15 protein-coding genes are annotated in these 19222 nt (G+C 63.4%); 4 read left to right on the forward strand and 11 right to left on the reverse strand.

The genetic code is table 11. The annotated features are described in order from the left end of the window. Nucleotides 1-68: 68 nt before the first annotated feature. The 11 genes from fusA to secE form a co-directional block, all read right to left on the reverse strand. A complete protein-coding gene (gene fusA, locus ACZL02_RS23945; protein WP_472937528.1) occupies nt 69-2159 on the reverse strand; it encodes an elongation factor G in 2091 nt (696 codons plus the stop codon). A gap of 29 nt (nt 2160-2188) precedes the next feature. Further along, nucleotides 2189-2659, reverse strand: coding sequence for a 30S ribosomal protein S7 (rpsG, locus tag ACZL02_RS23950; RefSeq protein WP_472933190.1), 471 nt, complete (start codon nt 2657-2659; stop codon nt 2189-2191). 54 nt (nt 2660-2713) lie between these two features. Next, nucleotides 2714-3085 (reverse strand): 30S ribosomal protein S12, encoded by a 372-nt coding sequence (gene rpsL, locus ACZL02_RS23955; protein WP_472933188.1) that lies wholly within the window; start codon nt 3083-3085, stop codon nt 2714-2716. Nucleotides 3086-3625: 540 nt separating this feature from the next. Next, complete coding sequence (gene rpoC / locus ACZL02_RS23960; protein WP_472937527.1) at nt 3626-7828, reverse strand: DNA-directed RNA polymerase subunit beta'; 4203 nt, start codon at nt 7826-7828, stop codon at nt 3626-3628. Between the two features lie 155 nt (nt 7829-7983). Next, the gene (gene rpoB / locus ACZL02_RS23965; protein ID WP_472937526.1) at nt 7984-12117 is read right to left on the reverse strand and encodes a DNA-directed RNA polymerase subunit beta; all 4134 of its coding nucleotides are present in this window, start codon (nt 12115-12117) and stop codon (nt 7984-7986) included. A gap of 386 nt (nt 12118-12503) precedes the next feature. Next, nucleotides 12504-12881: a 50S ribosomal protein L7/L12 gene (rplL, locus tag ACZL02_RS23970; RefSeq protein ID WP_472937525.1), complete on the reverse strand. Its 378-nt coding sequence runs from the start codon at nt 12879-12881 to the stop codon at nt 12504-12506. Between the two features lie 50 nt (nt 12882-12931). Beyond that, nucleotides 12932-13450 (reverse strand): 50S ribosomal protein L10, encoded by a 519-nt coding sequence (gene rplJ, locus ACZL02_RS23975; RefSeq protein ID WP_472933181.1) that lies wholly within the window; start codon nt 13448-13450, stop codon nt 12932-12934. Nucleotides 13451-13852: 402 nt separating this feature from the next. After that, nucleotides 13853-14548, reverse strand: coding sequence for a 50S ribosomal protein L1 (rplA, locus tag ACZL02_RS23980; protein ID WP_472937524.1), 696 nt, complete (start codon nt 14546-14548; stop codon nt 13853-13855). Nucleotides 14549-14552: 4 nt separating this feature from the next. Continuing rightward, nucleotides 14553-14981, reverse strand: coding sequence for a 50S ribosomal protein L11 (gene rplK / locus ACZL02_RS23985; RefSeq protein WP_472933178.1), 429 nt, complete (start codon nt 14979-14981; stop codon nt 14553-14555). A 176-nt stretch (nt 14982-15157) separates the two neighbouring features. Further along, nucleotides 15158-15688 carry a transcription termination/antitermination protein NusG gene (nusG, locus tag ACZL02_RS23990; protein ID WP_472937523.1) on the reverse strand — a complete coding sequence of 177 codons (531 nt, stop codon included), beginning with the start codon at nt 15686-15688 and terminating at the stop codon, nt 15158-15160. A 22-nt stretch (nt 15689-15710) separates the two neighbouring features. After that, complete coding sequence (gene secE / locus ACZL02_RS23995) at nt 15711-15911, reverse strand: preprotein translocase subunit SecE (RefSeq protein WP_472933174.1); 201 nt, start codon at nt 15909-15911, stop codon at nt 15711-15713. Nucleotides 15912-16436: 525 nt separating this feature from the next. Here secE and ACZL02_RS24000 point away from each other — a divergent pair. The 4 genes from ACZL02_RS24000 to ACZL02_RS24015 are packed head-to-tail and all read left to right on the forward strand — an operon-like array spanning nt 16437 to nt 19170. Continuing rightward, nucleotides 16437-16586 (forward strand): hypothetical protein, encoded by a 150-nt coding sequence (locus ACZL02_RS24000; protein ID WP_472937522.1) that lies wholly within the window; start codon nt 16437-16439, stop codon nt 16584-16586. Then, complete coding sequence (locus ACZL02_RS24005; RefSeq protein ID WP_472937521.1) at nt 16583-17335, forward strand: metal ABC transporter ATP-binding protein; 753 nt, start codon at nt 16583-16585, stop codon at nt 17333-17335. Before ACZL02_RS24000 ends, ACZL02_RS24005 begins: the two co-directional genes overlap by 4 nt. Beyond that, nucleotides 17332-18204, forward strand: a complete 873-nt coding sequence (locus tag ACZL02_RS24010; RefSeq protein WP_472937520.1) for a metal ABC transporter permease — start codon at nt 17332-17334, stop codon at nt 18202-18204. The genes ACZL02_RS24005 and ACZL02_RS24010 overlap by 4 nt, the downstream gene beginning before the upstream one ends. 12 nt (nt 18205-18216) lie before the next feature. Beyond that, the gene (locus ACZL02_RS24015; RefSeq protein ID WP_472937519.1) at nt 18217-19170 is read left to right on the forward strand and encodes a metal ABC transporter substrate-binding protein; all 954 of its coding nucleotides are present in this window, start codon (nt 18217-18219) and stop codon (nt 19168-19170) included. The last annotated feature ends 52 nt before the right edge of the window (nt 19171-19222 follow it).

Consider the following 19222-nt stretch of genomic DNA (forward strand, 5'->3'; position numbering starts at 1 on the left):
TTTGGCACTCCATTGTCTTTAGTCGGACTGCGAACAGTCCAGTTCAAGGATCGCTTCGCGGTGGCGCGTTAAGCGAATTTCTTCTGGATTTCTTCTGCGACCTGGTTCGGAACCTGCTCGTAGTGATCGAAGGACATGGTGTACTGCGCCCTGCCCTGCGACATCGACCGCAGCGTGTTGACGTAGCCGAACATGTTGGCCAGCGGAACCATCGCGTTGATCACCGTGGCAATGCCGCGGGTCTCGGTACCCTGGATCTGACCGCGACGCGAGTTCAGATCGCCGATCACGTCACCGACGTAATCCTCGGGGGTCACGACCTCGACCTTCATCACCGGCTCGAGCAGCTTGGCGGCTGCCTTGGCGATGGCTTCACGGAAGCCGGCGCGTGAGGCGATTTCGAAGGCGAGAACCGAGGAGTCGACGTCGTGGTAGGCACCGTCGAGGAGCTCGGCCTTGATGTCGACCATCGGGAAGCCGGCCAGCGGGCCCGAGGTCATCACCGAAGCGATACCCTTCTGGACACCCGGCACGTATTCCTTCGGAACCGAACCACCGACAACCTTGGATTCGAACACGAAACCCGTGCCCGGCTCGCCCGGCTCGATGTGGATCTTGATGCGGGCGAACTGGCCCGTACCACCGGTCTGCTTCTTATGGGTGTAGTCGACGTCCGCACCCTTGGTGATCGTCTCGCGGTAAGCCACCTGAGGCGCACCGATGTTCGCCTCGACCTTGTACTCGCGCCGCATGCGGTCGACGAGGATGTCGAGATGCAGTTCGCCCATGCCAGCGATGATCGTCTGGCCCGACTCTTCGTCGGTCTTGACGCGGAACGACGGATCCTCGGCAGCCAGGCGGTTGAGCGCTAGGCCCATCTTCTCCTGGTCACCCTTGGTCTTCGGCTCGATCGCGATCTCGATGACCGGCTCGGGGAATTCCATCCGCTCCAGGATGACCGGCTTCAGCGGATCGCAGAGCGTGTCACCCGTGGTGACGTCCTTGAGGCCGGCGAGAGCGACGATATCGCCCGCGAATGCCTCTTCGATGTCTTCACGCGAGTTGGAGTGCATCTGCAGCATGCGGCCGAGACGCTCCTTCTTGTCCTTGACCGTGTTCTGCAGCGCGGTTCCCTTGGAAACCTTGCCCGAATAGATCCGGCAGAAGGTGAGCGAACCGACGAACGGGTCGTTCATGATCTTGAAGGCCAGCATCGAAAGCGGCTCGTCGTCCGAAGCGCGACGCTCGATCTCGCCCTCGGTCTTCGGGTCGATGCCCTTGATCGCAGGCACGTCGAGCGGCGACGGCAGGAACTCGACGACGCCGTCGAGCAGAGGCTGGACGCCCTTGTTCTTGAAGGCCGAACCGCAGAAGATCGGCGTGAACCAGACGTCGCAGGTGCCCTTGCGGATCAGCGCACGCAGCTGCGTGTTATCCGGCATGACGCCTTCGAGGTAGGCTTCCATCGCGGCCTCGTCGACTTCGACGGCGGTCTCGATCATCAGCTCGCGGTATTCCTTGGCCTTCTCGACCATGTCGGCCGGGATCTCGACGACGTCCCACTTTGCGCCGAGCGACTCGTCGCGCCAGATCAGGGCGTTCATCTCGATCAGGTCGATGACGCCCTTGAACTCGTTCTCAGCGCCGACAGGCAACTGGACGACGATCGGACGCGCGCCGAGGCGGCTCTTGACCATGTCGACGCAGCGGTAGAAGTCCGCGCCGGTCTTGTCCATCTTGTTGACGAACATCATCCGCGGCACGTGGTACTTGTCGGCCTGGCGCCAGACCGTCTCGGTCTGCGGCTCTACGCCGGCATTGGCGTCGAGCAGCGCGATGGCGCCGTCGAGAACGCGCAGCGAGCGCTCGACTTCAATGGTGAAGTCGACGTGGCCAGGGGTGTCGATGATGTTGAACCGGCGCATCTTGCCGTCGCGACCTTCCCAGTAGGTGGTCGTCGCGGCGGAGGTGATGGTGATGCCCCGCTCCTGCTCCTGCTCCATCCAGTCCATGGTCGCGGCGCCGTCGTGCACTTCGCCGATCTTGTGGGACTTGCCGGTGTAGAAGAGAATCCGCTCGGTGGTCGTGGTCTTGCCGGCGTCGATGTGCGCCATGATACCGAAGTTGCGGTAGTCCTCGATCTTGTATTCGCGGGCCATGGGGCTTCACCTTTCGAATGTCTTCGGGGTTACCAGCGGTAGTGCGAGAAGGCGCGGTTCGCTTCCGCCATGCGGTGCGTGTCTTCGCGCTTCTTGACCGCGGTACCACGGTTGTTGGCGGCATCCATCAGTTCGCCCGACAGGCGATCGACCATTGTGGTCTCGTTCCGCTTGCGGGCGGCGGAGATCAGCCAACGGATGGCCAGAGCCTGACGGCGCTCCGGACGAACGTCGACCGGGACCTGGTAAGTCGCACCACCGACGCGGCGCGAACGAACCTCGACATGCGGCGCGATGTTCTCGAGCGCCGCATGGAAGACCGACACGGCCTCCTGACGGCTCTTCTCGGTCACGACGTCAAACGCGCCATAGACGATCCGCTCGGCGATCGACTTCTTCCCGTCGTACATGACGGCATTCATGAACTTGGTGACGACGAGATCGCCGAACTTCGGGTCCGGGTTGATTTCGCGCTTTTCTGCACTGTGACGACGGGACATCTACTGGTCTCTCAATCTCTGGCGGCCGGCTAACTGACCTGAACCGTTGAGCTATTACTTAGGACGCTTGGCACCGTACTTCGAACGACGCTGCTTGCGGTCCTTGACGCCCTGCGTGTCGAGCACGCCGCGGATGATGTGGTACCGCACGCCGGGAAGATCCTTCACGCGACCGCCGCGGATCATGACCACGGAGTGCTCCTGAAGGTTATGACCTTCGCCCGGGATGTAGCCGATGACTTCGAAGCCATTGACCAGACGGACCTTGGCGACCTTACGAAGCGCCGAGTTTGGCTTCTTGGGGGTCGTGGTGTAGACACGAGTGCAAACGCCGCGCTTCTGCGGGTTGGCCTCGAGGGCAGGAACCGTATTGCGATCGACGGGGCGAACGCGAGGGTTCCGGATCAGCTGGTTGATGGTCGGCATTCCAACCTTACCTCTTCTTTCAAATACCGGTTCATAACGATAAGCCTTGCCGGCACGGAGGGCAGAACCCAACATGCACTAAACCGGGCAATGAGTTCGCTAATGCGAACTGCCCGGAACGATGCAGAGGACCTGGTAATAGGTCATGCGGCCAGCGATTTGACGTCTCGTTGAACGAAGCCTTGTTTGAAGCGCTTTTCCCGAACGCGGCGTCCTTGGGAAGATTCGGCTTCACATCGGCTCTGTTGGCCGGTGTCTAACGATTCTACCGGGGCTCGTCAAGTCCGATCGGACCTTGGGTTAACGCGGCGCTCCGGATGATGACGGACTCGGAAACGTCCGCCGTGGATTCACCTCAGACATCCCCTGCCGGCTCGCTATGGACGCTGCAAGCCGTTGCGCCGGCGAAAGCTTGCAGAGCCGGACTGCAGCGCCAAAGCCAGCCTGCCCCGGCTCCAGTGGCCGACAACGACGCCGTCAACAACGAAAAAGGCCGCCCGGTTTCCCGAGCGGCCTCTCTCATCTCGTGGACGTCGCCGGTTACTCGGCGGCGTCGGTCAGGCTGGTCAGCATCCGGTCGGCCTTGGCCGCGCTGGCGCCGGACGCCTTGCGGCGGTCCTCGATGATCAGGTCGTCGCGCGACGTCGCGATGCGGCGAACCTGGGTCATCATGCCACCGGTACCCGCCGGGATGAGGCGGCCGACGATGACGTTCTCCTTCAGGCCCTGCAGCGTGTCCGTCTTGCCGGCAACCGCCGCCTCGGTGAGGACACGGGTGGTCTCCTGGAACGATGCCGCCGAGATGAAGGACGGCGTCTGCAGCGAGGCCTTGGTGATGCCGAGCAGGACCGGGTTACCCGACGCGGGCCGCTTGCCCTCGCCTTCCAGCTGCTCGTTCAGCTCGGCGAGCTCGATCCGGTCGACATGGTCGCCCGGGATGTAACCCGAGTCGCCGGACTCGATGATCTCGACCTTCTGCAGCATCTGCCGGACGATGACCTCGATGTGCTTGTCGTTGATCAACACGCCCTGCAGACGGTAGACCTCCTGGATTTCGTTGACGAGATAGCTCGCGAGAGCCTCCACGCCGCGGATCGCCAGAATGTCGTGCGGTGCCGGATTGCCGTCGAGGATGTAGTCGCCCTTCTCGATGACGTCGCCTTCCTGGAGATGGAAAGGCTTGCCCTTCGGGATCAGGTACTCGACCGCCTCGACGCCGTCCTCGTGCGGCTCGATGATGATCCGGCGCTTGTTCTTGTAGTCGCGGCCGAACTTCACCGTGCCGTCGATCTCCGCGATGACCGCGTTGTCCTTCGGACGACGGGCTTCGAAGAGTTCGGCGACGCGCGGCAGACCACCGGTGATGTCCTTGGTCTTGGCGCTCTCCATCGGGATACGCGACAGCACGTCGCCGGCGCGAACCTTCGAACCCGGCTCGACGGACAGAATTGCGTCCACCGAGAGGAAGTAGCGGGCGTCCGTACCACGGGCCAGCTTCAGGATGGTGCCATCCTCGTTGCGGACGATCATCGCCGGCTTGAGGTCCTGACCGCGCGGGCTTGCCCGCCAGTCGATGACCGCACGCTTGGTGATGCCGGTCGCCTCGTCCGCCTGCTCGGAGACGGAAACGCCTTCGACCAGATCCTCGAACTCGACGATACCGTCCGTCTCGGTGAGCACCGGACGGGTGTAGGGGTCCCACTCCGCGATACGCTGGCCCCGGCGAACCTGATCGCCGTCGTCGACGAAGACGCGGCTACCGTAGGTGACGCGGTGCGAGGCGCGTTCCTTGCCGGTCGGGTCGAGGATGAGGATCGCCATGTTGCGTCCCATCGCCACCAGACGACCGTCCGAGTTGCGGACGACGTTGCGGTTGCGGATCTGCACCGTGCCTTCGTACGAGGCTTCGAGGAACGACTGATCGACCACCTGCGCCGTACCGCCCATGTGGAAGGTACGCATGGTGAGCTGGGTGCCCGGCTCGCCGATCGACTGCGCCGCGATGACGCCGACGGCCTCGCCCATGTTGACGGGCGTGCCGCGGGCGAGATCGCGCCCGTAGCAGATCGCGCAGATGCCGGTCCGGATCTCACACGTCAGTGCCGAGCGGATCTTGACCGACTGGATCGAGGCCTTCTCGATGATCTCGACGTCCGGCTCCTCGATCGTGACGCCACCCTTGACGATGACCTCGCCGGTGAGCGGATGCACGATGTCCTCGAGGGCCGTACGGCCGAGGATCCGCTGGCCGATCGATGCGACCACCTGGCCGGCATCGACGATGGGCTGCATCGTCAGGCCGTTCACGGTGCCGCAATCGGTCTGCGTGATGATGCAATCCTGCGCCACGTCGACGAGACGCCGCGTCAGGTAGCCCGAGTTAGCCGTCTTCAACGCGGTGTCCGCGAGACCCTTACGGGCACCGTGGGTCGAGTTGAAGTATTCGAGAACCGTGAGGCCCTCCTTGAAGTTCGAGATGATCGGCGTCTCGATGATCTCGCCCGAAGGCTTGGTCATCAGGCCGCGCATCGCGGCGAGCTGGCGCATCTGCGTCGGCGAGCCACGCGCACCGGAGTGCGACATCATGTAGATCGAGTTCATCGGCTTCTGACGGCCGTCCTCGTTGAACTCGATCGCCTTGATGCGGATCATCATCTCTTCGGCGATCTTGTCCGTGCACTTTGCCCAGGCGTCGACGACCTTGTTGTACTTCTCGCCCTGAGTGATCAGGCCGTCATTGTACTGCTGCTCGAATTCCTTCGCCAGCGTCTGCGTCTCCTCGATCATCCGCGGCTTGGTCTCCGGGATGAGCATGTCGTCCTTGCCGAACGAGATGCCGGCCATGCAGGCGTGCTTGAAGCCCAGCTGCATGATGCGGTCGCAGAAGATCACCGTGTCCTTCTGACCGCAGTGACGGTAGACCTGGTCGATCATCCGCGAGATGTTCTTCTTGGTCATCAGCTCGTTGCAGATGTCGAAGGGAACCATGTGGTTCTTCGGCAGCAGCTGGCCGATGAGCATGCGGCCCGGGGTCGTCTCGTAGATCTTCGAGACCGGCTTGCCTTCGGCATCGACGGTCTTGAAGCGGCCACGGATCTTCGTGGCCAGCGTCACCGTCTTGGTGAAGATCGCCTGCTCGAGCTCGCCGATGTCGGAGAAGGCCATGCCCTGGCCCGGCTCGTTCTCGTTCATGATCGAGAGGTAGTAGAGACCCAGCACCATGTCCTGCGACGGCACGATGATCGGCTGGCCGTTCGCGGGGTGCAGGATGTTGTTGGTCGACATCATCAGGACGCGGGCTTCGAGCTGCGCCTCGATCGACAGCGGCACGTGCACCGCCATCTGGTCACCGTCGAAGTCGGCGTTGAAGGCCGTGCAGACCAGCGGATGCAGCTGAATCGCCTTGCCTTCGATCAGCACCGGCTCGAACGCCTGGATGCCCAGGCGATGCAGCGTCGGCGCGCGGTTGAGCAGCACCGGATGCTCGCGGATCACCTCGTCGAGGATATCCCAGACCTCCGGACGCTCCTTCTCGACGAGCTTCTTCGCCTGCTTCACCGTGGAGGAGAAGCCCTTGGCGTCGAGGCGCGCATAGATGAACGGCTTGAACAGCTCGAGCGCCATCTTCTTCGGCAGGCCGCACTGGTGCAGCTTCAGCTCCGGGCCGGTCACGATGACCGAACGGCCGGAATAGTCGACGCGCTTGCCAAGAAGGTTCTGGCGGAACCGGCCCTGCTTGCCCTTCAGCATGTCGGACAGCGACTTCAGCGGGCGCTTGTTGGCACCCGTGATGACGCGGCCGCGACGACCGTTGTCGAACAGCGCATCCACCGCTTCCTGAAGCATGCGCTTCTCGTTGCGGATGATGATGCCCGGCGCGCGCAGTTCGATCAGCCGCTTCAGTCGGTTGTTGCGGTTGATCACGCGGCGGTAGAGGTCGTTCAGATCAGACGTGGCAAAGCGGCCGCCGTCCAGCGGGACGAGCGGGCGAAGGTCCGGCGGGATCACCGGCACGATGCGCATGATCATCCACTCCGGCTTGTTGCCGGATTCGATGAAGTTCTCGACGATCTTGAGACGCTTCATCAGCTTCTTGGTCTTGAGCTCCGAGGTGGTCTCGGCGAGCTCGGAACGCAGGTTGCCGGCGATCGTCTCCAGGTCCATCGTGGCGAGCAGTTCCTGGATCGCCTCTGCGCCGATCAGCGCGGTGAAGCTATCCTCGCCGTACTCGTCGACGGCGATCATGTAGTCCTCTTCCGACAGGAGCTGGTGCTCCTTCAGCGCGGTGAGGCCAGGCTCGGTGACGATGTAGTTCTCGAAGTAGAGAACCCGCTCGATGTCTTTGAGGGTCATGTCGAGCAGCGTGCCGATGCGCGACGGCAGCGACTTCAGGAACCAGATATGGGCGACCGGGGCGGCCAGCTCGATGTGGCCCATGCGCTCGCGCCGCACGCGCGAGAGAGTGACCTCGACGCCGCACTTCTCGCAGATGATGCCCTTGTACTTCATGCGCTTGTACTTACCGCACAGGCACTCGTAGTCCTTGATCGGACCAAAGATGCGGGCGCAGAACAGGCCGTCGCGCTCGGGCTTGAACGTCCGGTAGTTGATGGTTTCCGGCTTTTTGATTTCGCCGAAGGACCAGGACAGGATCTTCTCGGGGCTGGCCAGCGAGATGCGGATCGAGTCGAAGGTCTGCGCCTGCACCTGAGGATTGAAAAGGTTCATAACCTCTTGGTTCATGGGGCTTTCTCCTAATGGGGCGGCATGGCCCCGACTGCGCCGGGTGAACGGCAGCAACTAATTCCGGAACGTCGAGCTGACGCCTCAAGCAAGGCGCCAGCATGGCCGCGAAAGCGCGCGGCGGGGTCGCGGCCTATTCGGCCGCTGGACGCAGCCTATTCGGCCGCATCGGGCAGTTCGAGCGACGGCAGCTCGACGGAGTTGGCCAGATCGACGTCGAGGCCGAGCGAGCGCATTTCCTTGACGAGAACGTTGAAGCTCTCGGGGATGCCCGACTCGAACGCATCGTCGCCGCGGACGATCGACTCGTACACCTTGGTGCGTCCGGCGACGTCGTCCGACTTCACCGTCAGCATTTCCTGCAGCGTGTAAGCTGCGCCATAGGCCTCGAGCGCCCAGACCTCCATCTCGCCGAAGCGCTGTCCGCCGAACTGCGCCTTACCGCCGAGCGGCTGCTGGGTGACCAGCGAGTACGGGCCGATCGAACGGGCGTGGATCTTGTCGTCCACCAGATGGTGCAGCTTCAGCATGTAGATGTAGCCGACCGTCACCTGACGATCGAAGGGCTCGCCGGTACGACCGTCGTACAGCGTGGACTGGCCAGAGCCCTTGAGCCCCGCCTTCTCCAGCATGTGCACGATGTCGGCTTCCACCGCGCCGTCGAAGACCGGCGTCGCGATCGAGACGCCGCGCTTCATCTGCTTGGCGAGCGTCAGGACCGACGCGTCGTCGTAGTTCTTCACCTTCTCATTGCGGTCGTTATCGCCGAGGAGTTCGGCGATCTCGTCGCGCAGCGGCTTCACGTCGAGCGACTGCTGGTAGACCTCCAGCATCTCCCCGATCTTCTTGCCCATGCCCGCGCAGGCCCAGCCAAGATGCGTCTCGAGGATCTGTCCGACGTTCATGCGCGAGGGCACGCCCAACGGGTTCAGCACGATGTCGACATGCGTGCCGTCCTCGTTGAACGGCATGTCCTCGACCGCGAGGATGCGGGAGACCACACCCTTGTTGCCGTGACGGCCGGCCATCTTGTCGCCCGGCTGGATCTTGCGCTTCACGGCGACGAAGACCTTGACCTGCTTCATGACGCCGGGCGGCAGTTCGTCGCCGCGCTGCACCTTCTCGACCTTGTCCATGAAGCGCCCTTCGAGGGTCTTCTTGGACTCGTCGTACTGGCCGCGAAGCGCCTCGAGCTCGCCCTGGATCCGCTCGTCCTCTACGGCGAACATCCACCACTGCGAGCGGGGATATTCGCGCATCAGGTCCGGGTTGACCGTGGCGCCCTTCTTGAAGCCCTTCGGGCCGGCCACGGCGACGACGCCGTCGAGCATGTCGATCAGACGGCCGTAGACGTTACGGTCGAGGATCGCCTGCTCGTCGTCGCGGTCCTTGGCGAGACGCTCGATCTCCTCGCGCTCGATCGCCATGGCGCGCTCGTCCTTCTCGACGCCATGACGGTTGAACACGCGCACTTCCACCACGGTACCGTAGGTGCCGGGCGGCATGCGGTTGGAGGTGTCGCGGACGTCCGACGCCTTCTCGCCGAAGATGGCGCGCAGAAGCTTCTCTTCCGGCGTCATCGGGCTTTCGCCCTTCGGCGTGATCTTGCCGACGAGGATGTCTCCCGGCGCAACTTCCGCACCGATGTAGACGATGCCCGCTTCGTCGAGGTTCTTCAGAGCCTCTTCCGACACGTTCGGAATGTCGCGGGTGATTTCCTCAGGACCGAGCTTGGTATCGCGCGCCATGACCTCGAACTCCTCGATGTGGATCGAGGTGAAGACGTCGTCGGCGACGATGCGCTCGGAGAGGAGGATGGAGTCCTCGTAGTTGTAGCCGTTCCACGGCATGAACGCGACGAGCACGTTCCGGCCGAGGGCGAGATCACCGAGATCGGTCGACGGACCGTCGGCGATGATGTCGCCCTTCTGCACCCTATCACCCACCGAGACCAGCGGACGCTGGTTGATGCAGGTGTTCTGGTTCGAGCGCTGGAACTTCATCAGTCGGTAGATGTCGACGCCGGTCTTGCCGAGTTCGAGATCTTCCGTCGCGCGGATGACGACGCGGGTCGCATCCACCTGGTCGACGATACCGGTCCGGCGGGCACCGATCGCGGCGCCCGAGTCACGGGCGACGATCGGCTCCATGCCGGTGCCGACGAACGGCGCCTCGGCCCGCACCAGCGGCACGGCCTGACGCTGCATGTTCGAGCCCATGAGGGCGCGGTTCGCGTCGTCGTTCTCGAGGAACGGGATCAACGCGGCCGCAACCGACACCAGCTGCTTCGGCGAGACGTCCATCAGGTCGACGCTGTCGCGCGGGGTCATGAAGACGTCGCCCGAATGACGGCAGACCACGAACTCGTCGGCAAAGCGCATGTCGTCGGTCAGCGCCGCGTTCGCCTGGGCGACGTGATGCTTGGCCTCTTCCATGGCCGACAGATAGACGACCTCGTGAGTGACGATCTTGTCGATGACCTTCCGGTACGGGCTCTCGATGAAGCCATACTTGTTGACGCGCGCAAACGTCGCCAGCGAGTTGATCAGACCGATGTTCGGGCCTTCCGGCGTCTCGATCGGGCAGATGCGGCCGTAATGCGTCGGGTGCACGTCGCGCACTTCGAAGCCGGCGCGCTCGCGGGTCAGACCACCGGGTCCAAGGGCCGAGAGACGACGCTTGTGGGTGATCTCCGACAGCGGGTTGGTCTGATCCATGAACTGCGAGAGCTGCGAGGATCCGAAGAACTCGCGCACGGCCGCAGCCGCCGGCTTGGCGTTGATCAGGTCCTGCGGCATGACCGTGTCGATCTCGACCGAGGACATGCGCTCCTTGATGGCGCGCTCCATGCGGAGCAGGCCGACGCGGTACTGGTTCTCCATCAGCTCGCCGACCGAGCGAACCCGGCGGTTGCCGAGGTTGTCGATGTCGTCGATCTCGCCCTTGCCGTCGCGCAGGTTCACCAGCGTCTTGATGACGGCGAGGATGTCCTCCTTGCGCAGCACGCGCACGGTGTCCTCGGCGTCGACGTCGAGACGCATGTTCATCTTGACGCGGCCGACGGCCGAAAGGTCGTAGCGCTCCTTGTCGAAGAACAGCGAGTTGAACATGGCTTCCGCCGTGTCCATGGTCGGCGGCTCGCCCGGACGCATGACGCGGTAGATGTCGAACAGCGCGTCCTGACGGCCCTCGTTCTTGTCGATGGCCAGCGTCGAGCGGATGTAGGCGCCGACGGTGACGTGATCGATGTCGAGGACGGCGATCTCTTCATGGCCGCCGTCGATGAGGATCTTGAGGCTCTTCTCGTCGATCTCGTCGCCGGCTTCGAGGTAGACCTCGCCCGTCTGGTAGTTGACGATATCCTCGGCGAGGTAGTTGCCCCAGAGCTCTTCCTCGGTGGCACGCAGGGCAACGACGCCCTTCTCCTTCATCTGGCGAGCCTGGCGCGCCGTGACCTTTTTGCCGGCCTCGACCAGCACTTCACCGGTGTCGGCGTCGACCATGTCGGTGACGGCCTTCTGGCCGCGCACGCGCTCGACCGAGAACGGCACGCGCCAGCCCTCCTTGTCCTTCTCGAACTTGATGATGTCGTAGAAGGTCGAGAGGATCTCCTCGCCGTCCATGCCCAGCGCCATCAGCAGCGACGAGACAGGGATCTTGCGACGGCGATCGATGCGCGCGAACACGACGTCCTTGGCATCGAACTCGATGTCGAGCCAGGAGCCGCGGTACGGGATGATGCGGGCAGCAAACAGCAGCTTGCCCGAGGAATGGCTCTTGCCCTTGTCGTGGTCGAAGAACACGCCCGGCGACCGGTGCATCTGCGAGACGATGACGCGCTCGGTGCCGTTGACGATGAAGGTGCCGTTGGAGGTCATCAGGGGCATGTCGCCCATGTAGACGTCCTGCTCCTTGATGTCCTTGATCGACTTGGACTGGGTGTCCGGGTCGATATCGAACACGATCAGGCGCAGCGTCACCTTGAGCGGCGCCGCAAACGTCATGTCGCGCTGACGGCACTCGTCGACGTCGAACTTCGGCGCCTCGAACTCGTACTTGACGAATTCCAGCATCGACTGGCCGGAGAAGTCGGAGATCGGGAACACGGACTTGAAGACAGCCTGCAGACCCTCGTCGGGCCGCCCGCCTTCCGGCTCGTCCACCAGCAGGAACTGATCGTAGGAGGCCTTCTGGACCTCGATCAGGTTCGGCATTTCGGCGACCTCGGGGATGGACCCGAAGAACTTGCGCACACGCCTGCGACCGCTGAACGTTGTCGTCTGAGACATTGTCGCTCCTTCATCTCGACTGCGCCCTTGACCAAAGGGCTGAACACCACTGTCCCTCTCCTCGAAAGAGGGACGCCCCGAGTAGCCCACCGCGATCGGGCCTCTGAGCATCGACTTGTATTCGGGCACCCTCTTTCAAGGAAAGGGACTGCCAGCCCGAGTCTCCACACGACCCTTGGTCGTCGAGAAACCCGCACCCGGGCGTCGCGCCCGCGTCACATCTTCCTGCGAAGGTCCGGTATCCGCTGTCACACGGTAACGGTCGTTCGCGTCGCGCTCATACCCGGGCCAAAAGGCGGACAGGGCGCTAGCGCGGAAAGCGGAACGGCAAAATGCCGTCCCGCCTCCCATTGTCGTCAGCAAACGCCGGGGGGTTACCCCTGCGATTACTTGATTTCGACCGTTGCACCAGCCTTCTCGAGCTGGTCCTTGATCTTGGCGGCTTCTTCCTTGTTGACGCCTTCCTTGACAGGCTTCGGAGCGCCGTCGACCAGGTCCTTGGCTTCCTTGAGGCCAAGAGCGGTGATCGCGCGGACTTCCTTGATGACGTTGATCTTCTGCGCGCCGGCAGAAGTCAGGATCACGTCGAACTCGGTCTTCTCTTCGACTGCCTCGGCAGCCGCACCACCACCACCGGCAGCCGCGACGGCGACTGGAGCAGCGGCGGAGACGCCCCACTTTTCTTCAAGCAGCTTCGACAGTTCGGCCGCCTCGAGGACGGTCAGGGTCGACAGCTCTTCAACGATCTTTGCCAGATCAGCCATGTGATTTTCCTTTCAGGTTCGAACAATTGAATGCAGCGAGGAACTTAGCCTCAGGCCGCTTCGTCCTTCTTGGCATATGCCGCGAACACGCGAGCCAGCTGCGAAGCTGGCGCGGCGACGACGGATGCGATGCGGGTTGCTGGCGTTTGAAGCATGCCGAGCAATTTGCCGCGCAGTTCGTCGAGCGACGGAAGCGTGGCAAGTGCCCGCACTCCGTCCGCATCGAGGGTGGTCTTACCCATCGAGCCGCCGAGGATGACGAGCTTGTCGTTCCCCTTGGCGTAATCGTTGGCGACCTTCGGCGCCGCGATCGGATCGCTAGAATAAGCGATCAGTGTCTGGCCTTCGAAAAGTCCAGCGATCGGTTCGGCGTCGGTGCCTTGAAGAGCGATCTTGGCAAGACGGTTCTTCGCGACTTTGACGGTGGCTCCCTGCGCGCGCATCTTCGAACGAAGATCGTTCATCTGCGCGACGGTGAGACCGACATAGCGAGCCACCACGACAGCACCCGAGGCCTTGAAGGTCTCGTGAAGCTCCGTGACGAACTCGAGCTTTTCCGCTCTTTCCACTGCCTCTCTCCAGTTAAGCGACCGTTCAACGTGAACAGCCGCCGGTTGCCTTAAGCCACCCGGACCACCCGGGCGACGCTCGAGGATCCTGTCCCCTTGGCAACCGCAAATTCCGAGGAACAACGGCAGGCGCAAGGCATTCAGAGGTTCGAACCAAAACACCAGGCAGAGCCTGGGAAATCGGAACATTCCCCGTCTAATGCAGGCTTTCGACGATTAAGAACCGCGGCCAAGGCCTTGGTATCGCCTGCACTCTTGGACAGGTCGGAGGAGCCTTTCAGCTCTTCCGGAGATCTTGCGACCTCCATGCACCGGGACAGAATCCCGGAACGCATCTACGGGCGACGGATCAGATCCGCCGCCCGAATTCAAATGACATGGCCGTGAGGCCCGCCGAACGGCTTAAGCCTGGAGGCTCGCCAGCTCGACTTTTACGCCCGGGCCCATGGTCGAGGTGACCGAGATGCGCTGGACGTAATTGCCCTTGGCACCCGACGGCTTGGCGCGGGTCACCGCATCCGCAAACGCGCGGATGTTCTCGGCGAGCGCGTCGAGCTCGAACGAAGCCTTGCCGACGCCGGCGTGCACGATGCCAGCCTTCTCGACGCGGAACTCGACGGCACCACCCTTGGACGCCTTGACGGCAGCGGCGACATCCGGTGTCACCGTGCCGACGCGCGGGTTCGGCATCAGGCCGCGGGGGCCGAGAACCTTACCGAGGCGACCGACGAGGCCCATCATGTCCGGGGTCGCGATGGCGCGATCGAAGTCGATGTTGCCGGCCTGGACCTGCTCGACGAGATCTTCCGCACCAACAATGTCGGCACCGGCGGCGCGGGCCTCTTCAGCCTTGTCACCACGGGCGAATACGGCGACGCGGACGGTACGGCCCGTGCCGTTCGGCAGGTTGACCACGCCGCGGACCATCTGGTCGGCATGGCGGGGATCGACGCCGAGGTTCATCGCGATCTCGATGGTCTCGTCGAACTTGGCGGTGGCCCGCTCCTTCAGCATCTTCAGCGCCTCGGTGAGGCCGTAGAGCTTCTCGCGGTCGATGCCGTCACGTGCGTTGACGATACGCTTTCCAGCTTTTGCCATGGTCTCAGCCCACCACTTCCAGGCCCATGGAACGGGCCGAACCTTCGATCATCAGCATGGCTGCGTCGATGTCGTTCGCATTGAGATCCTTGAGCTTCGCCTCGGCGATCTCCTTGACCTGCGCGCGCGTCACCGAACCAGCATTGACCTTGCCGGGCTCCTTGGAGCCAGCCGTCAGGCCAGCGGCCTTCTTCAGGAAGAAGCTGACCGGAGCGGTCTTCATCACGAACGTGAACGACTTGTCGACGTAATAGGTGATGACGACGGGGACGGGCGAACCCTTCTCCATTTCCTGCGTCTGGGCGTTGAACGCCTTGCAGAATTCCATGATGTTGATGCCGCGCTGACCCAGCGCCGGGCCGATCGGCGGGGACGGGGTCGCCGAGGCCGCCTTGACCTGCAGTTTCAGCTGGCCTGCAATCTTTTTAGCCATTCGTTTCTGCCTTTGTGGTTACGCCGCCCCACCCCGAAGAATGGCAGCGGCTTGGGCCGCCGGAGCGACACGTTTGCAGTTGCGCGGTACGGACATGTCGTCGGCTTAAAACGACAGGTCCTCCCGCACGCTGTGGAGCGGCTTTCGCCATGGGGGCCGAAGCCCCGCTCCTTCGGTCAGACCTTTTCGACCTGACTGAATTCAAGATCGACCGGCGTCGCCCGCCCGAAGATCGAAACCTCGACCTTGAGGCGCGCACGCTCCTGGTCGACTTCCTGAACGGTGCCGTTGAACGAGGCGAACGGGCCGTCGGAAACGCGGATCTGCTCGCCGATCTCGAACGATACCGTCGGCTTGGGCCGCTCGACACCGTCCTGCACCTGGCTCAGGATCTGGTTGGCCTCGTTCTCGGAGATCGCCACCGGGCGGTTGTCCGGACCGAGGAAGCCCGTCACCTTCGGAATGTTCTTGATCATCGAGAACACTTCGTCGGTCAGTTCGGCCTTCACCAGCACGTAGCCCGGGAAGAACTTGCGCTCGGCGTCGACCTTGCGACCGCGACGAACCTCGACAACCTTCTCGGTAGGCACCAGGATCTTCTCGAACTTATCGGACAGACCCTTCTGGCGCGCCTGTTCCTCGATCGATTCAGCGACCTTCTTCTCGAAATTCGAATAGGCCTGAACGATATACCAACGAGCCGTCATGAAATTACACTGTCTCCGCGGTTCAGATGCTGGCGCCCTGGATAACGCTCATCGCATACCCGAACACGAAATCAGCCAAGAAGAAAAAGATCGACGCGAACGCCACCATGACCAGCACCATTGCCGTCGAGATCATCGTCTCGCGACGCGACGGCCAGGTCACCTTGGACGTCTCGGTCTGGACCTGCTTGATGAAGGTCACGGGATTGGTCTTGGAAGCCATTGAGTGCTCACGGCTATAGGCGCGTAGAGCCTGATCATCAGCCTCACGCGCCAAAAGGATTTAGATGTTGGCTCTACATAGCCTCGGGCAAGGTGATTCACAAGCCCTCATGCAAGTCAAATGCCGATTGCCACTTAGCGCCCAATTCGACCTCCGGGCAGACCAGCGCTTCCCTGCAAGACCGCCGACTTCGTGCCGGAAGCGCGTGCGGAAAGCTATACCGACCCGCCCCTCTTTCAGCTGCGCACCTGACCGAGACCCTGTGCCCACCTATACCAATTGAACTCTCAGCGGCAGGCGACCGCAGGAGGAAGACGACTGACCGCCGCCGCTCCCTCCTGTCGAAAGGGACTTGCCAACCGAGATTGTAACTTTATAACATTCCTCAGCAGCCCGGCAGTTTGGCCGGGGCGGAACTTCGCTGCAGCGGCTCGTCCGGCAACTGTCACGGATTGCCTTATCCCGGCCGCCCGAGGCGGCACACACACCATCAGGACGCCACCGGCGGCCTTCGAGAGACTGGTCATGACACCATCACCGGATACGGAAGCATCCCCGCAGCGCCCTCGCCGATCGGCCTTGCAGCGCTCGGCGCTGGAGCGGCTCGCAATGGTCTCCTTGCCGATCATCGCTCTCTGGATCGCCGTCGCCCTGGCGTTGGACCTGTGGCGGTGAGCGCGGCGACGCCCATCGTCAGGCTCGACGACCTGACGCTCGCCTACCGCCGCCAGCCCGCTGTGCACCACGTCTCCGGCAGCTTTGCCGGTGGATCGCTCACCGCGGTGGTCGGCCCCAACGGTGCAGGTAAGTCGACCTTGCTAAAGGGCATCATGGGCTTGCTGCCGATTTCTCAGGGATCGGTTCATCTGGGTGGCGTCGCGCGGCGCGACATTGCCTATCTGCCGCAGGCCAACGAACTCGACCGGTCCTTTCCCCTCGACGTCGCCGACCTCGTCTCGCTCGGCGCCTGGCGCGATGCCGGCATCTTCGGCGGCATTCGCGGCCGGACCCGCGACCGGATCGCCGAGGCAATCGATGCCGTCGGCCTCGCCGGCTTCGAGCACCGCAGCATCGGCACCCTGTCGGGGGGCCAGCTGCAGCGGGCGCTGTTCGCCCGCGTCCTGGTGCAGGATGCGCGCCTGCTGCTGCTCGACGAGCCGTTCAACGCCATCGACACCCGCACCGTCCTCGACCTCATGGCCATCGTGCGCCGATGGCACGGCGAACAGCGAACGGTGATCGCCGTGCTGCACGACATGGAGCTGGTCCGAGAGCATTTCCCCGAGACCTTGCTGATCGCCCGCGAGCTTGTGGGCTGGGGGCCAACGGCCGAGGTCCTGCAGCCCGACCGCCTGAAGACGGCGCGGCAGATCAGCGAGAGCTGGTCGGAGGATCCCGGCTTCACGGCACGGAGCGCGGCATGAACCTCTATGCGACCCTGATCCATCCCTTCGTCGAGTACGGCTTCATGCGGAGGGCGCTCGTCGGCTGCCTGGCGCTGGCGCTGGGCGCCTGCCCGCTCGGCGTCCTCCTGGTGCTCCGCCGGATGAGCCTTGTCGGCGATGCGATGAGCCATGCGATCCTGCCGGGCGCTGCCGTCGGCTTCCTGATTGCCGGCTTCTCCGTCTACGCCATGACCATTGGCGGCATGATCACCGGTCTTGCCGTCGCCGTGCTCGCCGGCCTTGTCTCGCGGTTCACGCCATTGCGCGAGGATGCAAGTTTCGCCGCCTTCTACCTCTCCTCGCTCGGGCTCGGCGTGCTGCTGGTCTCCGTGCACGGCTCGAACATCGACCTCCTGCATGTGCTGTTCGGAACGGTGCTCGCGCTGAACGATCCGGCGGTTCTGCTGATGGCCGGGATCACCACGGTGACGATGATCGTGCTCGCCCTGTTCTACCGCCCGCTGATCGCCGAATGCCTCGACCCCGGCTTCCTGCGCTCGGTCGGTGGTGGGGGCGGCGCCGTACACATGCTGTTCGTCACGCTCGTGGTGCTGAACCTTGTCGGCGGCTTCCAGGCACTGGGAACGCTGATGGTCGTCGGCATCATGATGCTGCCCGCCGCGGCCTCTCGATTCTGGGCCGAGAGCGTATCCGGCCAGATGCTGGCGGCAGCCATCGTCGGGCTCGCGGCTTCGTTCGTTGGCTTGCTGGTCTCCTACCACAACGATCTGCCGGCCTCCCCGGCGATCATCTTGTCGGCGAGCGTCGTCTACGCCGTCTCGGTGCTGTTCGGCCGCTTCGACAGTGTCCTGGCCCGCACCCTTCACCGCCCGCACTTCCACTCCTGAAAGGCAGCATCAATGCGTATCCGTAATCTCCTGCTTTCTCTTGCATTCGGAGCTTCGGCGCTGGCCCTTGGCGGCACCGCCTCTGCCGCCGACAAGGTCAAGGTCGTCGCCTCGTTCTCGATCCTCGGCGACATGGTCAGCGAAATCGGCCGCGACCACGTGGAGCTGACGACCCTCGTCGGGCCGGATGGCGACGCACATGTCTACGAGCCGACGCCGTCGGACGTGCGGGCGGTCTCCGCGGCGAAACTGCTCGTGGTCAACGGCCTGCAGTTCGAGGGCTGGATGACGCGGCTGGGCGATACCGCCGGCTTCAAGGGCACCGAGATCGTCGCGACGACCGGCCTGAAGCCGATCCCCTTCACCCGGGAGGAAGAGGAAGCAGATCATGCCGCGGAAGTGCCGGGCAAAGCCGGCGACGACCATCACCACCACATCAACGACCCGCACGCCTGGCAGGACCTGTCGAACGGTGTCGTCTACGCCGAGAACATCGTGAAGGGCCTGTCGGCGGCCGATCCGGAGCATGCAGCCGACTACCGCGCCAACGGCGATACATTCATCGCGGCGATCAAGGAGATGGATGCGACGGTCAAGGCGGAACTCGCGACCGTGCCGAAGGCCCAGCGCAAGGCCGTCACCTCGCACGACGCCTTCGGCTACTTCGCCCGGGCCTATGATGTGAACTTCATCGCGCCGGAGGGCGTCTCGACCGAGTCTGAGGCTTCCGCCTCGGACGTCGCCAAGATTATCGACCAGATCAAGAGCGAGGGCATCCGGGCCGTCTTCATCGAGAACGTCAGCGACCCCCGACTGATCGACCGGATCGCCAGCGAGACGAAGGCGAAGGTCGGCGGCACGCTCTACTCCGACGCGCTGTCGGGCCCCGACGGTCCTGCTTCGACCTATCTCAAGATGTTCCAGAACAACGTCGACCAGATCGTCAAGGCGCTGAAGACCAGCTGATGCCGGCAGGGCCGGAGCGGCGGCGACGCCGCGCCGGCCCCGCTCCGGCCCG

The organism is Mesocryomonas fontinalis (assembly GCF_055730125.2).

Coding starts and splice junctions, on each gene's coding strand:
- fusA (WP_472937528.1), bottom strand. CDS start 2,159: ATGGCCCGCGAATACAAGATCGAGGACTACCGCAACTTCGGTATCATG.
- rpsG (WP_472933190.1), bottom strand. CDS start 2,659: ATGTCCCGTCGTCACAGTGCAGAAAAGCGCGAAATCAACCCGGACCCG.
- rpsL (WP_472933188.1), bottom strand. CDS start 3,085: ATGCCGACCATCAACCAGCTGATCCGGAACCCTCGCGTTCGCCCCGTC.
- rpoC (WP_472937527.1), bottom strand. CDS start 7,828: ATGAACCAAGAGGTTATGAACCTTTTCAATCCTCAGGTGCAGGCGCAG.
- rpoB (WP_472937526.1), bottom strand. CDS start 12,117: ATGTCTCAGACGACAACGTTCAGCGGTCGCAGGCGTGTGCGCAAGTTC.
- rplL (WP_472937525.1), bottom strand. CDS start 12,881: ATGGCTGATCTGGCAAAGATCGTTGAAGAGCTGTCGACCCTGACCGTC.
- rplA (WP_472937524.1), bottom strand. CDS start 14,548: ATGGCAAAAGCTGGAAAGCGTATCGTCAACGCACGTGACGGCATCGAC.
- rplK (WP_472933178.1), bottom strand. CDS start 14,981: ATGGCTAAAAAGATTGCAGGCCAGCTGAAACTGCAGGTCAAGGCGGCC.
- nusG (WP_472937523.1), bottom strand. CDS start 15,688: ATGACGGCTCGTTGGTATATCGTTCAGGCCTATTCGAATTTCGAGAAG.
- secE (WP_472933174.1), bottom strand. CDS start 15,911: ATGGCTTCCAAGACCAATCCCGTGACCTTCATCAAGCAGGTCCAGACC.
- ACZL02_RS24000 (WP_472937522.1), top strand. CDS start 16,437: ATGACACCATCACCGGATACGGAAGCATCCCCGCAGCGCCCTCGCCGA.
- ACZL02_RS24010 (WP_472937520.1), top strand. CDS start 17,332: ATGAACCTCTATGCGACCCTGATCCATCCCTTCGTCGAGTACGGCTTC.
- ACZL02_RS24015 (WP_472937519.1), top strand. CDS start 18,217: ATGCGTATCCGTAATCTCCTGCTTTCTCTTGCATTCGGAGCTTCGGCG.